The following is a 19,551-nucleotide window of genomic DNA, read 5'->3' on the forward strand; positions in this document are numbered from 1 at the left end:
TGAAAATTGAACTAATATGAAAATACGAGTTGGCCAAGGCTATGACGTTCATCAATGGAAGGAAGGTCGTCCTTGTATTTTAGGGGGTATACAAATTCCTTCCGAGAAAGGTCCTTTAGGCCATTCCGATGCGGATGTTGTTTGTCATGTTTTATGCGATGCCTTATTGGGTGCGGCTAATATGAGAAATATTGGATTTCATTTTTCGGATAAGGATCCACAATGGAAAGGGGTAGCTTCTACCTTTTTGTTACAAAAAGTGATGGAAATGATTCGTGCAGAAGGTTGGGAATTAGGTAATGCAGATGTGACAATCATTTTAGACCAACCTAAATTGAATCCACATATTCCTTCCATCAAAGAAAATTTAGCGACGGTGATGGGAGTTGATTTAGATCAAATTTCAGTGAAGGCGACCACTTCGGAAGGAATGGGATTTGTGGGTAGAGGGGAAGGTATTTCAGCGATGGCTGTTGCATTAATTCAAAAATAAGCGGCAATGCAGATTAATTTAGAAAAAGAACGTTTAGAAATATTAAAACGCTACCGTAAATTATTACGTACGGCTAAACCGTTTCTAAAAGATGATGATGCGAAGCAAATTAAACAAGCATTTTTGCTTTCTGCAGAGGCGCACAAAGATATGCGAAGGAAATCGGGAGAACCTTACATTTACCATCCTTTAGCTGTTGCCCAAATTTGTGTCGAAGAAATCGGTTTAGGAACGACATCCATCATTTCAGCTCTTTTACACGATGTCGTAGAAGACACGAATTTTACCTTATTAGACATTGAAAAGCGTTTTGGTAAAAAGATCGCATCCATCATTGATGGCTTAACCAAAATTGCTGGAACATTTGAATATGGAACATCGCAGCAGGCGGAGAACTTTAGGAAAATGTTGTTGACTTTATCAGATGATATTCGAGTAATTTTGATAAAGCTTGCAGATCGTTTACATAACATGCGGACCCTTACCAGTATGGCCAAGGAAAAGCAATTGAAAATAGCCTCTGAAACGATTTATTTATATGCTCCTCTTGCGCATCGATTGGGACTAAATTCCATTAAAACGGAATTAGAAGATTTAGGATTGAAGTTTACAGAGCCTGAAGCATATAAAGATATTTCTAACAAGTTGATGGAAAATAAGCGAAACAGAGAAAGTTTCGTAGAACATTTTATCAAGCCCATCAAGAAATCTTTAGACGAAAGAAAATTTAATTATACCATCAAAGGTAGACCCAAATCCATTTATTCCATTTACAATAAAATAAAAAAAGGGAATACTTCTTTTGAGAAAATTTACGATTTATTTGCTGTTCGAGTGGTTTTGGACGTTCCTATTGAACGAGAAAAAGCTGACTGTTGGGAGGTATATAGTATCGTTACAGATCACTATCGTCCGAATCCAAGTCGTCTGAAAGATTGGGTTTCTACTCCTAAATCCAATGGATATGAATCTTTGCATACAACCGTTATGAGCATGCCCTTCGGCATGGATAAAGAAGGTCGTTGGGTAGAAGTTCAAATTCGAACCAAACGGATGGATGAAATCGCAGAAAAAGGTGTTGCAGCACATTTTAAATACAAAGGAACAGATACTCGGACAAGTCAGGCATTTGAATCTTGGTTAAGTCAAGTTCGAGAGGCTTTGGAAGCCAATGACAAAAGCCAGTCGGCGGTTGAATTGGTGGATGATATCAAAAATTCACTTTACAGTGAAGAAGTTTTTGTATTTACTCCGAAAGGGAAATTGGTAGTGATGCAAGTTGGAGCAACGGCCTTAGATTTTGCTTTTGAAATACATACCGAGGTGGGAGCAAAATGTATTGGAGCCAAGGTAGGTGGGAAATTAGTCCCTTTGTCACATAAATTAGTCAATGGTGATCAGATCGAAATTTTAACTTCTTCCAAGCAAAAGCCATCTGAAGATTGGTTAAGAATTGTGATGACAACCAAAGCTAAAGCACGGATCAAGGATTGCATCAAAGAAGAAAATAAATCATATTTGATTAGAGGGCGCGATTTGATTGAGCATCGTTTGAAAATTTTGGGTTATCCAGTTTTAACCTTGGAATTGACCAATCAATTGAGAGCTTATTACAATGCCAAAGATGCAAATGATTTATTTTATCGTTTTGGCAAAGGGTATATCGCCATCGAGCAGTTGAAGCATTGGAAGTCCGACAAGGAAATGCACGAGCGGAAGCAAGCCGAAAAAAGCATCAAGGCCCCAATCGTTGATAGTAAAACCTTTCGAAAGGAGATGCAAAACATCCAAAACGATCGGAAAAATTCGGATACTTTGTTAATTGGAGAGGATATGGATAAAGTAGATTACACCTTAGCAAAATGTTGTAATCCTATTTCAGGAGATGAAGTTTTTGGTTTTGTAACAATTAATGAAGGCATTAAAATTCACCGAAATGCTTGTCCCAATTCCCCTGAATTATTATCTAGACATGGAGATCGAGTGATAAAGGCTCAATGGGCGAGTCAAATTGCTATGTCATTTGTTGTCAATTTGGTAATCAAAGGGATCGATCGAGTGGGATTAATCAATGATGTTACTCGTGTAGTTTCAGATGAATTAAAAGTGAATATTACTGGATTGTCTATTGGAGTAAAGGAAGGACTTTTTGAAGGTCAATTGTCTTTAATGATACAAGATACAGAGCATTTAGATGCATTGGTTGTGGAATTGGAAAGAGTTCCAGGAGTAATTGAAGTTGCAAGGGTAGAATAGTAGCTTTTTTAAGATATTTTGCCTTATTTTACGTCGTTTTTTCAGTTAAATGTCCGCAGATTTAGATAAGTTCGATTCGGTTAAAAAAATTTTCACAGCCTATTTGGAAAACAAAGGTCTGAGGAAAACTCCAGAGAGGTTCGCCATCTTGGAGGAAATATATCTGCGTGATGATCACTTCGATGTGGAGGAATTATATATCTCCATGAAAAACAAAAAATATCAAGTTTCTCGTGCTACGGTGTATAACACTTTAGACGTTTTAGTGGAGTGTGATTTGGTTGCCAAACATCAATTTGGGAGAAATCAAGCACAATTTGAAAAGTCGTATGGTAGGAGACAACATGATCATTTAATTTGTACGGATTGTCATAAAGTGACAGAGTTTTGTGATCCAAGGGTACAAACAATACAAAGTTTAGTCGGTGAAATGTTACAATTTAATGTAATGCACCATTCATTAATATTTTACGGTTCTTGTACGAGAAAAAATTGTGAGCATCGTGCTCAATTTCAAGCTCGTTCCCAAGAATAAATTTTCAAACAATAATTTTTATGGCTGTTGATGTATTATTAGGCTTACAATGGGGAGATGAGGGAAAAGGTAAAATAGTAGATGTTTTAGCTCCTCGTTATCAGGTAGTTGCTCGTTTTCAAGGTGGACCCAATGCGGGTCATACGCTAGAATTTGACGGATTTAAGCATGTATTGCATCAAATTCCTTCAGGAATTTTCAGACAAGAAGTTCAGAATATTATTGGAAATGGGGTGGTATTAGATCCGATTATTTTCAAAAAAGAAATCGACGGTTTAGCTAAATTCAATTTAGATCTTCGTAAAAATTTAGAAATATCTAAAAAAGCATCTATTATCCTTCCTTCGCACCGTCTACTAGATGCTGCTTATGAAAAAGCTAAAGGAGATGCTAAAATTGGTTCTACGCTTAAAGGTATTGGGCCGACCTATACAGATAAAATTTCTCGACAGGGATTACGTGTTGGAGATATGATTTCTCCTGATTTTAAATCAAAATATGATTCCTTAGTAGCTCGTCATAAAGCTATTTTAGATGTTTACCAATTTGAGTATGATTTGGCGGAGGCAGAAAAAGAGTTTTTTGCAGCCGTTGAATTTATGAAAGAATTTGCCTTGGTTGATTCAGAATATTCTGTTAACAAAGCTGTTCAGGCAGGTAAAACAATTTTAGCAGAAGGAGCTCAAGGTTCATTATTAGACGTTGATTTTGGTTCATACCCTTTCGTTACTTCCTCAAATACGATTTCAGCAGGTGCTTGTACAGGTTTAGGAGTAGCCCCTAAAAATATCGGAGAAGTATTTGGTATTTTTAAGGCTTATGCTACAAGAGTTGGATCAGGACCTTTCCCAACTGAGTTAGAAGATGAGGTGGGTGAAGCAATGCGTCAAGAGGGCCGTGAATTTGGATCAACAACGGGTCGTCCTCGTCGTTGTGGTTGGATTGATTTACCTGCATTAAAATATGCAATGATGATCAACGGTGTTACTCAATTGATTATGATGAAAGCAGATGTGTTGAATATTTTTGATGAAATTCAAGTTTGTACTGCTTATCAAATGCCAGATGGCACCATTACTGATCAAATTCCTTTTGAAATTACGGATATCAAAGTAACTCCTATTTATGAAACCTTGAAAGGTTGGCATTGTTCTTTGGAAGGGATGCGTAAATTCGAAGAGTTACCGGCTGAATTGACTAATTATATAGCATTCTTAGAGAAGCATTTAGACTTGCCAATCAATTTTATTTCAACAGGTCCAGATAGAGAAGCTTGTGTTTTAAGAGGATATTTAGCAGAATAATCGATGTCTTTAGGGCCATTAAATTTATCGGAGTTATATAAGTTCGATGAGCTATATTGGATTCCAAGTGAGCAGGCAGTTGCGGAGGCTTCTGCTGTTCATTTGGAACCCACCAAAGTACTTGTTGAAAAACAAAATGTAGTTAAGCCGGACCCAGAACCGGAACCAGAGCCAATTGTTGTTAGGTTTCCTGAGATCGCGACTCCTTGGGTAGTGATTGGACAAATTAATGATCAAGAAAAGCAAATCTTGAAGCAAGCTTTTTCAGCGGCACCACTGAACTTAGGAGAAGCAGATTGGTCAACTTTAGAATTAACAGAATTACCTAGCAGTTTCTCTGATTTTATTCAAAATACTGCAGCCAAGAAATACATCTTCCTTGGGGAGCACTCGGAGAAAATAAAGAATCATTTACCAACCAACGAATTTTCTGAAATATTAGACTCCAAGGTACTAGTATTTCCTCGATTGATGTCTTCTTTAACAGATACCGAAAAGCATTTAAAATTAGCCTTCTGGAATCATCTGAAAGCACTTATTTAGGGAAAAGAAAAGAGAAGAGAGAAGAGAGAAAAGACAGATGGCTGAGCGAAGCCACCTCTTACCTCTTACCTTTTACCTCTTACCTTTTACCTCTTACCTCTTACCTCTTACCTCTTACCTCTTACCTTTTACCTCTTACACCTACCTCTCCGCTGCATATTTCAGTATTTTCTGTACACTCTGTTCTGAGGGCTCTAAATAAGCTTGATCTAATTGATTTTTGATTTTTTCGAACGATACAAATTCTATTTGTTCATCAGATGTTAAGACTTTGTTGTCATTTTTGAAAGGATCATAAAGATTTTTAACAAGGTCATTTGGGGTAGAGCTTTGCGTCATAGGCTAATTCTTGTTTTTGCATCATTTTCCTTAAGTTGATCAGCGCATAACGCATTCTTCCCAAGGCTGTATTTATACTTACATTTGTTAATTCTGAAATTTCTTGGAAACTTAATTCCTCATAATGTCTCATTACCAAGACCTCTCTTTGCTCGTCAGGTAACTTTTTTATTAATTCACGAATATTAACGATAAGATCTTGTTTTAATTGTATGTCCTCCATAGATTCTTCTGCAAAGTCGAAACTATTGAAAACCTTAGATCCATCTTCTAAAACTATCGTTGGGTACCTTTTATCTTTTCTAAAATAATCGATCGCTAAATTATGCGCAACACGTAAAATCCATGGCATAAACTTGCCTTCTTCATTGTATCTGCCTCCTTTCAATACATCAATTGCTTTGATGTAGGTTTCCTGTAGTAGATCCTCGGCTATATAACGATCTTTAACTATTAAATAAATAGTGGTGTAAACTTTCGACTTGGTTTTTTTGACAAGCATTTCAAATGCCTTGTCATCGCCTTGTATGTACGCTGAGATCAACGCTGCATCGTTAACTGAATTTTTAATTATCATAAAAATACAAAATGGTTAACGTAGAGGTTTATCTCATATAATTTCTCCTATAAAGATTTAGGTTGGCGAATTGATTACGTTTCAAAAGTATAAAAAAGTTTTTAGAAACAAAATCTACATTCAGTTTTTATGAAAAAATTGATAAATATTTTAAACTTTTAATGACAATCTGCTGTTTATTGAATGAAAAATAAATTAGTTTTGTCTCAATCTTTAAAATAAATTAACGTCATAATGAAAAATTTACGAATTGCTAGTATAGCATTTATTACAATGATTTTTGCTGTTTTCGCAGCACAAGCACAGTCATCTTCAGTTGCTGATTATCAAGGAACCTACCAATTACAAGAAAATCCTTATGTGAAATCGGTTAAATTGTCTGCCAACGCAGGAAAATTGGTTATGTCTGCGGAAGGGTTTCCTGATACAGAATTGGCTGTAGGTAAGCAAGCAGATGAGTTTATATTAGAAAGTATGAACGCAGTTATTACTTTTACTCGTGAGGCAGGAAAAGTAAAATCAATTAAAATTGACGCACAAGGTCAAGAACTTAAAGGAGAATTAGTTGCTTCGAAAGCAGGTTTAGATCAATATGCAGGTAGCTATAAAATGGCTGCAAATGAATATGTAAAAAAATTGATGTTAGCTGTAAAGGATGGTAAATTGGTATTAAGCTCTGATGCCAATCCTACTGAAGCTGCAGAATTAACAACAGCGACAGATGCTGATAGTTTTTCTACTAACATTCAAGGATATGGTGCGAATATTAGTTTTTCTAGAAATTCAGGTAAAGTTGCTACCATCAAAGTATCTGTTGCTGATGGAGCCGTTGTATTGACAGGAGAGAGGGAGTAATGATGAGGTAATAGGTAAGAGGTAAAAGGTAAGAGAGAAAAGAGAAAAGAGAAAAGACTTTCTCATTATTATTACCTCTTACCTCTTACCTCTTACCTCTTACCTCTTACCTTAATTAAGTCCCAAATCATTTTGAATTTCTTTTACTTTCAATTTTAATTTCTCGAAAGTTGCATTAAAATCCGCGGCTGAGTTCATTGGAGTGTTTACTGAGACATAAAATTTAATCTTAGGTTCAGTTCCTGATGGTCTAGCAGAAACTTTAGATCCATCCTCTAGGATTAATTGAATTACATTGGACGCCTCAATTCCTCGGCCTACAGGGATGGGTTTTGTTTGACCTGTAATTAAATCGGTCTCCACCAATCCCTCGTAATCTAGGACTTTCAAAGGCTTGCTTCCTGCTACACTTGCAGGTACATTTGAACGCAAATTGATCATCATTTGTTTGATTTCCTCTGCACCAGCTTTGCCTTTTTTAGTCAAAGAAATTAAACCTTCGTAATAGAAATTGTTTTCAACGTACATTTCAGCAAGAAAATCGAAAAGAGATTTACCTTGGTCTTTGGCATAAGCTGTTAATTCCGCTATCATAGCACACGAAGCTACCGCATCTTTATCCCTAACTGCATCTCCGATTAAGTAACCATAGGATTCTTCACCTCCTCCAATGAATTTTTCTTTACCTTCTAATTCACGAATAACTTGCGCAATGTATTTGAAGCCAGTCAAAGTATTGTAACAAGGAACCCCTTGTTTTGCGCACATTTTATCAATTAAATCGGTGGTAACAATGGTTTTTGCTGCAAATTCCTTTCCAGTTAATCGACCTAATTTTTTATCAATATTTAAAAGATAGTAAAGAATTAAACTTGCCATTTGATTTCCATTTAGCAATTCCCATTCTCCATTGGGGCTTTTTACAGCAGCGCCCACACGGTCTGCATCTGGATCTGTTGCAATTACAAGGTCAGCATCTATTTCTTTGGCTTTATTTAAGGCCAAAGTCATAGCTTCTTTTTCTTCTGGATTTGGATAAACTACTGTTGGGAAATTTCCATTCGGCTCAGCTTGTTCTTCAACGATGTGCACAGATTCAAAACCTAATTTCGCTAAAGCCTTAGGAACGAGGGTTATTCCAGTTCCATGGATTGGCGAAAACACTATTTTTAAATCTTTTTGACGAGCAATTACATCTGCCTGGCGACAGTTATCGCTGATTGTTTCTAAGTAAGCTGAATCAATGGATTCATCTAAAAAATGCAATAAATTGTCATTTCCCTTGAATTTAATATCAGCAACGGAATGAATAGCGTTTACTTCATGGACAATATTTTTGTCATGGGGTGCAACCACCTGTGATCCATCTGACCAATATGCTTTATACCCATTATATTCTTTTGGATTGTGAGAAGCTGTAATTACTAGTCCTGCTTGACAACCTAAATGCCTAACTGTAAATGATAATTGTGGCGTTGGGCGTAAAGCAGGAAAAAGATATACTTCAATTCCATTTGCTGTAAAAATATCAGCAGCTATTCGACAAAATTCTGGAGAATTATTTCTTGAATCATGAGCAATGGCCACTTTAATTTTTTGTCCTGGAAGTGTTTTATTTAAATAATTGGCAAAACCTTGCGTCGCAGCACCCACCGTATATTGGTTCATTCGATTACTACCTACACCCATTTCTCCTCGCATTCCACCTGTTCCGAATTCCAACGATTTGTAAAATGAATCCGTCAAAAGGGTACTTTCCCCTTTGTCGATTAATTCTTGAATCGTTTTTTTAGTTGTAGTATCGTAAGGGCCATTTAACCATTGGTCAATATTACTAAGTGCAATAGGGTCTGAAATTCCAATCATAATTCTTCGATTTTAAGAAATTTAAAGTTAATAAAATACTCCATTTTTTCAAGTTAAAATCAGTTATTTTCATTTTAATTCTATTTCAAAGGCTTTACAAACTAGATTTAACAACGGTTTCATTTCTATTTATTAAATTTGTTAAATTTTCGCCATTATACTTCATACTATCTACATGGATAAAGGATATTATAAATATTATTTCGATTTGGAACGTAACCATTGGTGGTTTCAAGCAAGGAATAAAATTATTTTTGATCAAATTAATGACATTTATCAAGTTCAAAAACGACCACTAAAAATATTAAATGTAGGAGTAGCTACGGGTGCAACAAGTGAATTATTGAGTAATTTTGGTACAGTGACTTCTGTTGAATACGACCAAGATTGTATCGATTTTGTCACAACTAAAATAGATCTTCCTATTTTTCAGGGCGATATTTGTGCCTTGGATTTTCCTGAAAATACGTTCGATTTAGTATGTGCATTGGATGTAGTTGAACATGTGGATAATGATGAATTAGCTGCCATTGAATTAACTAGAGTTTGCAAACACGGAGGTTCTATTTTAATTACAGTTCCAAGTTTCAAAAGTTTATGGGGCGAACATGATGTTATTAATCATCATTTTAAGAGATATAAATCTGCGGAATTACTTGAATTATTTAAGAATCATACGATACTGAATTACAAAACTTATTTCAATTTTTGGCTTTTTTTACCCATTTGGATTGTTCGAAATTTACCTTTTAAGCTAGAACGTAAAAATTCAGGATCCGACTTTGATTTATTTAAATCTTCATGGATGAATAAGTTATGTTATTATATTTTAGCTTCTGAAAGATTCTTTATTTCTCGAAACATCCAATTACCATTTGGCGTATCTGCTTTGGGACTTTGGACCAAAAAATAAAATCGAAATATTTTTAGCACAAAAATATATTTTTAATTATTGCTGTTTTGCTTGCGGTAATCTTCTATTCAAATATTTACCCGATGGAAATACCGACTGAAAGTAATCAATTAGAAGGTGATAGCATGCAAATAATTGGAGCCTAGACAAATATGAGGGTTAAAGGGATGTGATATTTCCTTCAAAAACTCTTTTTGCAGGTCCGATTAAAAATATATCATGGAATCCTTCTGAAAGGTTTCCTTCGAACTCGACAGATAAGTGGCCACCTAAGGTTTCAATTTTAACAGGACTTGGATATCCTTCTTGAATATGTGTGATTAGCGCCGCTGCAGTTACTCCAGTACCGCAAGAATAGGTTTCATCTTCTACTCCTCTTTCATAGGTTCGGACAAAAATTCGCTCATTATCCAATTTTTCTACGAAATTGACATTGGTGCCGTTTTGATGTGAAAATGCCTCTGAATACCTGATTTTGGCACCAATTTCTCTGACATTTACTTGGGCAACATTGTTGCAAAATTGAACATAATGTGGAGAACCTGTATTGGTATAATAGTCTGATTGCATTGATTTGACTTCCTTTACATCTTGCATTTGTAAAGCAATTTTCTCTGAATCAATGTAAGCTAAATGCGGGCCATCTACTGCTATGAAATTTGTTTTGTCTGTCACAATACCTAAATCATTTGCAAAACGAACCAAACATCGACCACCATTTCCACACATTGTACCCTCGGTTCCATCTGAATTGTAATAAACCATTCTGAAATCGTATCCTTCTGCCTCCTGAATCAACATTAATCCATCAGCACCAATTCCAAATCTTCGATGGCAAAGGTGCGCTATTTCTTTTTGTGAAAGAGCAAATGTTGCTTTTCTGTCATCAAAAATGATAAAGTCATTGCCTGTACCTTGGTATTTGTAAAATTGCATTTCTTCAGATTTAATTCAAGGAATAAATTTAGGGAATTTTAGGATAAGATAGAATATTTTCAACGATAAGGGTCTTTAATTCAAGAGAAGAATGTGTCTTTTTTCTTTTCTTGGGTTTTCTCGTTAAATTGCTGATTCAATGAGGAGGGTTCTATTTTTTTTGCTATTTCTGTTTTTTTGCTTGAATCTTAATGCAAGTGGTCCAAAACGCGAATTGCGTGGAGTTTGGGTTGCAACGGTGCAAAATATCGATTGGCCTTCAGCTAGAAATTATAATGGTTTTAAGCAAAAAGAGGAATTTATTTCCTTGCTTAATTCCCATCAAGAAACAGGAATAAATGCCATTTTTGTACAAGTACGTACAGCTGCTGATGCTTTTTATGCAAAAAGTTCTGAGCCATGGACCAGCTTTTTGTCTGGATTACAAGGGCAAGCGCCTACTCCTTATTATGATCCTTTGGAATTTATGATCAATGAGAGTCATTCAAGAGGGATTGAATTTCATGCCTGGTTAAATTTAAATCGCGCGACTATTTCTAATAAGTCTATTTTGAGTTCAGATCATATTGCCAGAAAGCATCCTGAATGGCTTTTGGCATATAATGGACAGCATATTTTAAATTTCGGTCTTCCTCAGGTTAGAAATTATATTGCTGAATTGGTTCGTAATTTGGTGAAAAATTATGATGTAGATGGCATTCATTTTGATGATTACTTTTATCCATATCCAGTGAAAAATGGACAGCTGAAAGATGAGAAAACCTATCAAGACTTTAAGCTTTTGGATGAAAATATTTCTGATTGGAGAAGAAGGAATGTTAATTTATTGATCAAGCAAATTTCTGAAGTTATCAAAGAGACGAAACCCAAGGTGAAATTTGGAATTAGTCCATTTGGAATTTGGAAGCACCAAAGTTTGGATGATGAAAATGGTTCACCCACAAAAAATGGATTACAATCATACCAAGATTTGTTTGCGGATACAGATTTGTGGATTAAAAACAATTGGGTAGATTATTTGGCTCCTCAATTGTATTGGCCTTTGAATCACCGAGTTGCCCCATTTGAACCTTTGGCAAAATGGTGGAATAATCATTCTTATCAAAGACCTATTTACATTGGATATGCTGCTTATCATTTAAATACTACTTGGAATAGTGGAGAATTATCAAAACAATTACAAATAGCCCGTGGTTTAAACAAAGTCAATGGAGCTATTTATTTTAGTTCCAATTTATTGACTTCCAATGCGAAAGGCTGGAGAGATACTTTAAGGAAAAATCAATTTGCTCAAGTGGCGATTGTTCCAACAATGCCCTGGTTGGATAGTATTCCACCCACTGCCCCTCATCAGGTAAGTCTTGCTAAAAAGCAAGGGAAATGGCATTTAAAATGGGAGGAAGGTGAGCCAAGTTTGGATAAAGATCCGGCGGCCTATTATTTGGTTTACCGAATAAAAAAAGGCGATTTAGCGCCTTTTGATGATGCTAAAAATATCATTTACAAAGGTAAAATTAAAGATATCGAGATTGAGACTAAATTGTTGGTAAGTGGGTACGGATTTGCGATAACGGCCTTAGATAGGCTTCATAACGAATCTATTCCAGGAACCATTCAATGGATAATAAGTAACGAAGATTAATTAGACACTATGAGCTCCCAGTATTTGTATTTAACCGTTAAAGAGATTACGGTAGAGACAGAAGATACCAAAACAATTCATTTTTGGCATCCGATACATGCAGCATTAAATTATAAATCTGGACAATTTTTAACGGTAATTCCAGAAATTAAAGGCCAAAAATATAGAAGAAGTTATTCTTTTTCTTCTTCTCCCAAAACGGATAATTCTCCAGCTATTACAGTTAAAAGAATTACGGGAGGTTTAGTTTCTAATTTTTTGTGTGATGAGTTGAAGGTAGGAGAAAGTTTGGAAGTGATGGAGGCGATGGGTAATTTTTACATTGAGCCTAATTCAGAATCAAGTAATAATTATGTTTTTGTTGGTGCAGGATCAGGAATTACGCCTTTAATTTCAATGATTAAAACATTATTGAAATCTGAACCCAAGTCAAGTATTCATTTGATCTATGGTTCGAGAAATGAAAATCAAATTATTTTCAAATCGGTTTTAGAACAATTGGAAAGAGAGAATCCAGAAAGACTGAAAGTATTGCATATCATTAGTCAACCTTCTGCGAATTGGCCAGGATTGAAAGGCCGAATAAACCAGGCTTCTATTGTGTATTATTTGAAACAAGAATTGGGTATTAATATTCCTGAAGCCATTTACTACCTATGTGGACCAGAAGGAATGATGAATGAAGTTCAATCTTCTCTAGGTATGTTTGATGTGCCCAAAGAGCAAATTCATAAGGAATTATTTGTTTCTATGCCTTCTGAGGAAGTGGAAAAAGCGGAAGAGGATGGAAGCCTGAAAGAACAAGAGATAACCCTGATTTATGAAGGTAAAGAACATAAATTAATGGTTAAACCAAGTGAAACGATATTAGAAGCAGCGCTTGAATCCGACTTGGATATTCCTTATTCTTGTCAAGCAGGCATGTGTACCGCTTGCCTTGGTCTATGCAAAAGCGGGAAAGTGGTCATGGATGAAGAAGATGGATTGACACCCAATGAAATCAATAAAGGATATATTCTCACCTGCGTTGCTCATCCCATGAGTGAGGGAGTGGTGATAGATTTGGATTAAGTTGGAAGAGAGAAGAGAGGTAAAAGGTAAGAGGTAAAAGGTAAGAGGTTCTCTCAATTCTTTTCTCTCTCCCTATATTTCTCTTTTCACGTTTTCTCTCTTCTCTCTTCTCTCTTCTCTCTTCTCTCTTCTCTCTTCTCTCTTCCTCTATGAAAAAGGTATCGAAGTGGCAGCCAAGTTGCTAGTTCCTTTGGCTAATATTTTGCCTTCTGCATTGTACATTTTTGCTTCTACATTGGCGATTTTTTTACCAACTCTAAATACTTCAGAAACGACCTTGACTTTTTCACCAGGTTTTGCACCGAAAAGGAAATCTACATGCAGATTAATGGTTACATATAAATGTTGAATTTCAACGGTAATAAGCGTCATGCCCATAATTTCATCCAACATGGTAGTAATGATTCCTCCGTGTAAGATTCCTGCGTGATTGCATTGGTCCTCTCTTACTTCAAATTCTACGGTAATACTGCCCGCTGAAGCAGAAATTAAAGTGCCATCCAACCAAGAAGTGATGGGATTTGGGTTGCCCTCTGCAATTTTTTTATTCAAATTGGCATTTAAAAAAGTCAATATTTGTTCGTTCGGTTTCATGATTTTTCTACTTAGGGATTTGATTCTTTTTTAAGGTCTGGTCCAAGTACTCGTTCTTCCAAACATGGCCAATCCAATATAGCCTCGAATATCAAGGGTCTTGTTATTGTTTTTTATTTTTAGAATACAATCATAGGTTTTGCCCGAATTCGGGTCGTAAATGGTGCCTTTTTCCCAAGATCCTCCGGTGAATTTGAAATTTTTCAAGATAACGGTTCCAATTAATTCTTTGTTTCTTTGGCTAGGATCTGGATTTTTTGCGTCCTTTCTACCTGGTGTTTTGCCACCTGAAATTTTACCAAAATATAAATCGCCTTGCTTGTAAATTGTAACTTTACCCTCATTATTTTCTGTTAACCATTCCCCAACAATAACATCTGCATTATTATTAGCGAAAGTCGAAAATGACAAACAAAGGATTGAGGTTAAAAGAAAGATGTATTTTCTCATGATTGTGATTTTAGATGTACAAATATACAAAAGGATTGTATGTTTTATCATCTTTGTTAAATTGGATTCTTCTTAGTTTGGCTCAATCAGATGTTATGCTTATTTTTGTACGAAATTTTCTGGCCGACACTATTCAATAACAGAATATTCATTCAATAAAATATGAATTATAATTTAAATCAAATTCCGGAACGCTCCGTTAAACCACGTCAAAAAGGTTTAACCATGGTCATGGACAAAGGATTGAGCCTTCGTCAAGTGGAGGATTTCTTAGAAATGGGAGCCGCTTATACCGATATTGTTAAATTAGGATGGGCAACTTCGTATGTTACTCCCAATTTGAAAGAAAAATTAGCTTTGTATAAATCAGCTGGAATTCCGGTTTATTTCGGAGGTACCCTTTTTGAAGCTTTTTATATTCGTGGACAATTTGATGAATATCGTCGTGTCTTGGATCAATATGGAATGGAATATGCTGAGATATCAGACGGTTCTGTTGAAATGGATTCAGATGTGAAATGTGAATTTATTCGCACCTTATCTCAACAAGTGACCGTATTGTCTGAAGTTGGATCTAAAGATGAAGCAAAAATTATTCCTCCTTATAAGTGGATTAAGTTGATGCGCATGGAATTAGAAGCAGGTGCTTGGAAAGTAATTGGAGAAGCCCGTGAAGGAGGAAATGTAGGTTTATTTCGCTCATCTGGAGAAGTACGCCAAGGCCTTGTAGAAGAAATTTTAACTGAAATTCCTGAAGAAAGAATTATCTGGGAAGCCCCTCAAAAATCGCAACAAGTATGGTTTGTCAAACTAGTAGGAGCTAATGTGAACGTTGGTAATATTGCTCCTAATGAAGTCATTTCATTAGAAACCATTCGTTTAGGTCTACGTGGAGACACCTTTGATCATTTTTTAGATAAATAATACTTACATGAAACCCTAGCTTGCTAGGGTTTTTTTACATCTTTTTATATGTTAAACCTACTTTTAGATTTATTAAAAGATCCTTTGGCTTTTTTATCGCTGTTTATTGCGGAACACGGTTCTTTAACTTATGCATTGCTTTTTGTCATCGTATTTGTCGAAACGGGTTTAGTGGTGATGCCATTACTTCCTGGAGATTCGCTCTTATTTTCGGTTGGATTATTAGCCGCTGCAAGTGGTCAATTAGAAGTTTCTACCGTAATTCCTATGCTAATATTAGCTGCTCTAATGGGTGATCAAGTCAATTATTTTTTAGGTAAATATTTTAGTAATTGGATCAGAACAAAGGACCAAATTTTATTTCTTAAAAAATCGCATATCGACCAAACAGAAGCATTTTATCAGAAATATGGCCCTAAAACGGTTATTTTAGCTCGTTTTGTTCCAATCGTTCGTACGGTTGCTCCATTTGTAGCAGGTGCAGGCAGAATGTCTTACCCAGTGTATTTATTATATGGTTTTTTGGGCGCAACGCTATGGGTAACTAGCATTACTTTTGCGGGATATTTTTTAGGAGATAATGAATGGGTGAAGACGAATTTTGAAAAAGTGGTTTTAGGAATCGTTGCTGTTTCCGTTTTACCCATTCTTTTTGGAATTCTAAAGCAAAAATTGAAAAAAAATTAAATGGCTATTACCTCACTATTTGGGTTAATTGGATACCCTTTGGGACATTCGTTTTCAAAGAAATATTTTACTGAAAAATTTCAAGTATTAGGATTGAGTGAATCCCATGCTTACGAACAATTTGAGTTAAGTTCGATAGATTTATTACCTGGATTACTTCAACAACATGCAGGAATTTTGAAGGGATTAAATGTAACTATCCCTTACAAGCAAGCTGTAATTCCTTTTTTGAATGAAATAGATGTGGCTGCTTTAAAAATTGGAGCAGTAAATACCATTAAAATTTTTCCAAATGGAAAAACCAAAGGGTTCAATTCTGATTATTGGGGTTTTCGTTCGACCATCGAAAAATGGGAAGCTTTTCCCAAATTCAAAAACAAAAAAGCCTTGGTTTTAGGTCAAGGTGGAGCTGCCAAGGCAATTGTTGCAGCTTTGGAAGATTTGAACATCGAAGTATTGAAAGTTTCTAGAAATGCTGCCCCAGACACCATTACTTATGATGATTTGGCGTCTATCATTGACGATTTTGCCTTGGTTGTTAATACAACACCCTTGGGTATGCATCCCAACATTCATACATTGCCAGAGCTTCCTTATGAGCTATTGAATCAGCAACACTATTTTTATGATATTGTGTATAATCCACTGCAAACAGCCTTCTTGAAAAAAGGATTAGACCAAGGAATTGGTGGAGTGCACGAGGGCTTGGAAATGTTACACGGACAAGCGGATAAAGCGTGGGAGATCTGGAACTAGGTAAGAGGTAAAAGGTAAAAGGTAAGAGGTAAAAGGTAATAGGTAAAAGGTAAAAGGTAAAAGGTAAGAGGTAAAAGGTATTTCTCTCTTCTCTTTTCTCTCTTCTTACCTCAAATAAACCCCCATCTTATTTTCATCAGATACAATTACTTCTACGTGCTCGGAAAGGGTAGTAGATAGTTCATAGCCGATATAATCTGCTGAAATAGGGAATTTTCGGTAATTACGATCTACGATAACGGCTACTTGAATTTTCTTTACATGAATGCTCAAAAATGGGGCTAAGCTATAAGAAAATGTCCGTCCAGTATTTAATACATCATCTACCACGATAATTACTTTACCTTCGAATATGCTTGGATCACAATCGAATTTTACGGGAGATTCGTAAGGGATTTCTTTGTTTAAATGAATTGCGACTGGAGATGCTTTGATGGAAGAAATGGCTCCCACATTTTCACCAATCAATTTGGCGAGTGCAAATCCTTCACCTATGATGCCTGCAATGATGATTTCTTTTTCTTCAAAATTGTTCTCATAAATTTGAAAAGCAATTCGACGAATCTTTTGTAGAAGCGATGGGCCGTCCAATAATTGTTTTGCAGACATAATATTATAAGTATTCGTTCAAAATAGAAGATTAAAATTACCAAAAAGTATCCAATTTTTGTACCTTTGCGCCTTATTAAGCTTATTAAAAAATACAAATATGGCTAAAAGTTACGGAGCACAGCAGCGTCAAGTACAACAAGTGCCTTCCAATCCCCTTGCAATTAAGACTAAAAAATATGCGATTGAAAAGAATAAATACATTGCTTTGTGCATGAGGCAATTGTTTTCAAATCAATGGAAATGGGCATTTTTGCCTTTAGCATTGGTGCTTGTCAATGTGGCATTAAACCTTACAGGTACTTATAAGAATTATTGGATTTATATCTTTATCGCAGTTGGTGTTATTGGTTATATCCTTTTTTGGTTAATTCAATTCACTGGAATTACCCAGTTGGCACAGTACAAGCAATTATTTGATAAGTATCGTTATGAAATTGATTCTCGTCAAATTTTCATGAAGTTGTCAGATAAAGAAGGAGGAATGATCAAATGGGACATGGTTCCTGAGGTTTACAAAGATAAAGAAGCCTATGTATTAATGATGGGTAAATTTCAGTTCATCTATTTGCCTTTTGCTGTTTTTAATAACGACAATGACAAGAAGTTGATGGATAAGATTTTGCGCGACAAAGGTTATATCAAGTAATCTGATGGGGCGAATTCTGGCAATTGATTATGGTTTAAAAAGAACGGGGATTGCGGTAACGGATCCTCTTCAAATCATTGCCAATGGACTAGAAACAGTTCCTACACATACCTTAATGAAATTTCTAGAAGATTATTTTATTAAGGAACAGGTAGATGAAATTGTGATTGGAATGCCCAAAAACTTAGAAAATAAGGATACCGATTCTACTCAAGCCGTTCGAAATTTTGTCAAAGCTTTTGAGAAAAAGTTTAAAGACCGGAAATTGATTTTACATGATGAGCGATTTACTTCTCACATGGCAATGCAAACCATGATTGCTGGCGGAATGTCTAAAAAAGACCGCAGAGTAAAAGGCACCGTAGACCGCGTTTCTGCTACGATTATTTTACAATCCTATATGGAAGGGGTAGGTAAGAGGTAAAAGGTAATAGGTAAGAGGTAAAAGGTAATAGGTAATAGGTAAAAGGTAATAGGTGAGGTGAATGTAGAATTAAGAATTTAAAATTAAGAATGTAGAATGATAATTTAAGAAGACCAATCATCATACATCTTACATCATACATCATACATCTTTACTTCGTAACTACCTTCGCAAACCTGTGATAAAAAGGAGTCTTGCTATTTTCTGATTTTGGTTTGTACTTACCAGTGATAATTGGTACATACATCACTCGTCTTCTCGATTTTTCTCCAAAATTAGGTGATACTTCAACGCGATGCCAAAGTCGGCCATCGTGAATGGTTAAATCTCCTTTTTCTATTTCAAAAGCAGCTTCTCGAGGATCTGGGCGGTGATCAATGAATTGTTTTTTGCCAAAAAGTAATTTTAGCATGCTTTGGTTTTGAGTTCCTGGCAATACTCTTAAACCACCATTTGAGGATGGACAATTATCCAAATGAATTCCTACGTTTAACATGGGAAGGATTTTCTGTCCTAAAAATAAATCTCTTGGGCTGTCTGTATGCCATCCCATTTGAGAGAATTTAGAATTTGGTTGATTAATATAATGATTGAAAACTAACCCGTCTTTTTCATCTTCCCCAACACGACCTTCATATGGTCCTAGTAACTCTATCAAAATTTTAAAGCGTGGATCCCTTAAGAATTCTTCCAACACTGAACTATACTTATTTGTAAAGCACATACGTTGAATCATTTCTTTTCCTTCTGCATCTTTACCAAATTTCAAAGGGATACCATTGATTTTTTCCACCTTCTCATCCAGCCATTTTTTTTCAATTTTAGCTAATTCGGCAATAAACAAATCTGCAGTTTCATGTTCAATGAATTTTTTGAACTGAATAACTCCGTATTTTTTAAAATATTCTTTTTGTTCTTCAGTAAGTTGAGAACCCAAAGTAAATGTTTTGTATTCGAATTTGACAGGTGACTTTCTCATAATGGTAGCCATTTAAAAAGGCGTTTGTTTCAAAAAATAATAAATTTATTAAGGGTTAGATTTAATTTGGCATGCAATTTACAGCTTTGTTCTCGAAATATATGAATGTAATTCTAATTTTATGATAAAAATCATTTTTAAAATTCTAT

The 19,551-nt window shown here is 35.4% G+C and carries 21 protein-coding genes; 14 read left to right on the top strand and 7 right to left on the bottom strand.

What is annotated here, in order from left to right; genetic code table 11:
* Nucleotides 1-16 precede the first annotated feature (16 nt).
* Genes ispF through V7S79_RS06550 form a run of 5 tightly spaced genes read left to right on the top strand, consistent with a single transcriptional unit; the run spans nucleotide 17 to nucleotide 5,131 of the window.
* Entirely contained in the window at nucleotides 17-493 is a 477-nt protein-coding gene (ispF, locus tag V7S79_RS06530; RefSeq protein WP_459489756.1) for a 2-C-methyl-D-erythritol 2,4-cyclodiphosphate synthase, read from the top strand.
* Nucleotides 494-499: 6 nt separating this feature from the next.
* Nucleotides 500-2,749: a RelA/SpoT family protein gene (locus V7S79_RS06535; protein WP_459489757.1), complete on the top strand. Its 2,250-nt coding sequence runs from the start codon at nucleotides 500-502 to the stop codon at nucleotides 2,747-2,749.
* A 49-nt stretch (nucleotides 2,750-2,798) separates the two neighbouring features.
* Complete coding sequence (locus tag V7S79_RS06540) at nucleotides 2,799-3,284, top strand: Fur family transcriptional regulator (protein ID WP_459489758.1); 486 nt, start codon at nucleotides 2,799-2,801, stop codon at nucleotides 3,282-3,284.
* Nucleotides 3,285-3,304: 20 nt separating this feature from the next.
* Nucleotides 3,305-4,588 carry an adenylosuccinate synthase gene (locus V7S79_RS06545; RefSeq protein WP_459489759.1) on the top strand — a complete coding sequence of 428 codons (1,284 nt, stop codon included), beginning with the start codon at nucleotides 3,305-3,307 and terminating at the stop codon, nucleotides 4,586-4,588.
* 3 nt (nucleotides 4,589-4,591) lie between these two features.
* Entirely contained in the window at nucleotides 4,592-5,131 is a 540-nt protein-coding gene (locus tag V7S79_RS06550) for a hypothetical protein (RefSeq protein WP_459489760.1), read from the top strand.
* 313 nt (nucleotides 5,132-5,444) lie between these two features.
* Here V7S79_RS06550 and V7S79_RS06555 read toward each other — a convergent pair whose 3' ends face one another.
* Complete coding sequence (locus V7S79_RS06555) at nucleotides 5,445-6,044, bottom strand: RNA polymerase sigma factor (protein WP_459489884.1); 600 nt, start codon at nucleotides 6,042-6,044, stop codon at nucleotides 5,445-5,447.
* Between the two features lie 237 nt (nucleotides 6,045-6,281).
* Between V7S79_RS06555 and V7S79_RS06560 the strand changes: the two genes are divergently transcribed.
* The gene (locus tag V7S79_RS06560; protein WP_459489761.1) at nucleotides 6,282-6,902 is read left to right on the top strand and encodes a hypothetical protein; all 621 of its coding nucleotides are present in this window, start codon (nucleotides 6,282-6,284) and stop codon (nucleotides 6,900-6,902) included.
* Between the two features lie 111 nt (nucleotides 6,903-7,013).
* On the opposite strand, the gene V7S79_RS06565 is transcribed toward V7S79_RS06560, so the two are convergent.
* Entirely contained in the window at nucleotides 7,014-8,768 is a 1,755-nt protein-coding gene (locus V7S79_RS06565; RefSeq protein WP_459489762.1) for a phospho-sugar mutase, read from the bottom strand.
* A gap of 175 nt (nucleotides 8,769-8,943) precedes the next feature.
* Between V7S79_RS06565 and V7S79_RS06570 the strand changes: the two genes are divergently transcribed.
* Nucleotides 8,944-9,681, top strand: coding sequence for a class I SAM-dependent methyltransferase (locus tag V7S79_RS06570; RefSeq protein WP_459489763.1), 738 nt, complete (start codon nucleotides 8,944-8,946; stop codon nucleotides 9,679-9,681).
* Nucleotides 9,682-9,840: 159 nt separating this feature from the next.
* On the opposite strand, the gene dapF is transcribed toward V7S79_RS06570, so the two are convergent.
* Nucleotides 9,841-10,617: a diaminopimelate epimerase gene (gene dapF, locus V7S79_RS06575; protein ID WP_459489764.1), complete on the bottom strand. Its 777-nt coding sequence runs from the start codon at nucleotides 10,615-10,617 to the stop codon at nucleotides 9,841-9,843.
* 214 nt (nucleotides 10,618-10,831) lie between these two features.
* Here dapF and V7S79_RS06580 point away from each other — a divergent pair, with 214 nt between their 5' ends.
* Nucleotides 10,832-12,259: a glycoside hydrolase family 10 protein gene (locus tag V7S79_RS06580; protein ID WP_459489765.1), complete on the top strand. Its 1,428-nt coding sequence runs from the start codon at nucleotides 10,832-10,834 to the stop codon at nucleotides 12,257-12,259.
* 9 nt (nucleotides 12,260-12,268) lie between these two features.
* The gene (locus V7S79_RS06585; RefSeq protein ID WP_459489766.1) at nucleotides 12,269-13,330 is read left to right on the top strand and encodes a 2Fe-2S iron-sulfur cluster-binding protein; all 1,062 of its coding nucleotides are present in this window, start codon (nucleotides 12,269-12,271) and stop codon (nucleotides 13,328-13,330) included.
* 147 nt (nucleotides 13,331-13,477) lie between these two features.
* On the opposite strand, the gene V7S79_RS06590 is transcribed toward V7S79_RS06585, so the two are convergent.
* Nucleotides 13,478-13,924: a PaaI family thioesterase gene (locus V7S79_RS06590; RefSeq protein ID WP_459489767.1), complete on the bottom strand. Its 447-nt coding sequence runs from the start codon at nucleotides 13,922-13,924 to the stop codon at nucleotides 13,478-13,480.
* A 30-nt stretch (nucleotides 13,925-13,954) separates the two neighbouring features.
* Nucleotides 13,955-14,374, bottom strand: coding sequence for a DUF2147 domain-containing protein (locus V7S79_RS06595; protein WP_459489768.1), 420 nt, complete (start codon nucleotides 14,372-14,374; stop codon nucleotides 13,955-13,957).
* Nucleotides 14,375-14,536: 162 nt separating this feature from the next.
* On the opposite strand from V7S79_RS06595, the gene V7S79_RS06600 reads away from it, so the two are divergent.
* Genes V7S79_RS06600 through V7S79_RS06610 form a run of 3 tightly spaced genes read left to right on the top strand, consistent with a single transcriptional unit; the run spans nucleotide 14,537 to nucleotide 16,741 of the window.
* Nucleotides 14,537-15,298 carry a phosphosulfolactate synthase gene (locus V7S79_RS06600; RefSeq protein ID WP_459489769.1) on the top strand — a complete coding sequence of 254 codons (762 nt, stop codon included), beginning with the start codon at nucleotides 14,537-14,539 and terminating at the stop codon, nucleotides 15,296-15,298.
* A gap of 48 nt (nucleotides 15,299-15,346) precedes the next feature.
* On the top strand, nucleotides 15,347-15,985 hold the full coding sequence (locus V7S79_RS06605; RefSeq protein ID WP_459489770.1) for a VTT domain-containing protein: 639 nt from the start codon (nucleotides 15,347-15,349) through the stop codon (nucleotides 15,983-15,985).
* Entirely contained in the window at nucleotides 15,986-16,741 is a 756-nt protein-coding gene (locus tag V7S79_RS06610) for a shikimate dehydrogenase family protein (RefSeq protein WP_459489771.1), read from the top strand. It abuts the gene before it with no gap.
* Between the two features lie 105 nt (nucleotides 16,742-16,846).
* On the opposite strand, the gene V7S79_RS06615 is transcribed toward V7S79_RS06610, so the two are convergent.
* Nucleotides 16,847-17,350 carry a phosphoribosyltransferase family protein gene (locus V7S79_RS06615; protein WP_459489772.1) on the bottom strand — a complete coding sequence of 168 codons (504 nt, stop codon included), beginning with the start codon at nucleotides 17,348-17,350 and terminating at the stop codon, nucleotides 16,847-16,849.
* 100 nt (nucleotides 17,351-17,450) lie between these two features.
* Here V7S79_RS06615 and V7S79_RS06620 point away from each other — a divergent pair, with 100 nt between their 5' ends.
* Together V7S79_RS06620 and ruvX are read left to right on the top strand one after the other, a co-directional pair.
* Entirely contained in the window at nucleotides 17,451-17,999 is a 549-nt protein-coding gene (locus tag V7S79_RS06620) for a YcxB family protein (protein WP_459489773.1), read from the top strand.
* A 4-nt stretch (nucleotides 18,000-18,003) separates the two neighbouring features.
* Nucleotides 18,004-18,423: a Holliday junction resolvase RuvX gene (gene ruvX / locus V7S79_RS06625; protein ID WP_459489774.1), complete on the top strand. Its 420-nt coding sequence runs from the start codon at nucleotides 18,004-18,006 to the stop codon at nucleotides 18,421-18,423.
* Nucleotides 18,424-18,574: 151 nt separating this feature from the next.
* Here ruvX and V7S79_RS06630 read toward each other — a convergent pair whose 3' ends face one another.
* The gene (locus V7S79_RS06630; protein WP_459489775.1) at nucleotides 18,575-19,402 is read right to left on the bottom strand and encodes a phytanoyl-CoA dioxygenase family protein; all 828 of its coding nucleotides are present in this window, start codon (nucleotides 19,400-19,402) and stop codon (nucleotides 18,575-18,577) included.
* Nucleotides 19,403-19,551 lie beyond the last annotated feature (149 nt).

The organism is Aquirufa sp. ROCK-SH2 (genome assembly GCF_054558315.1).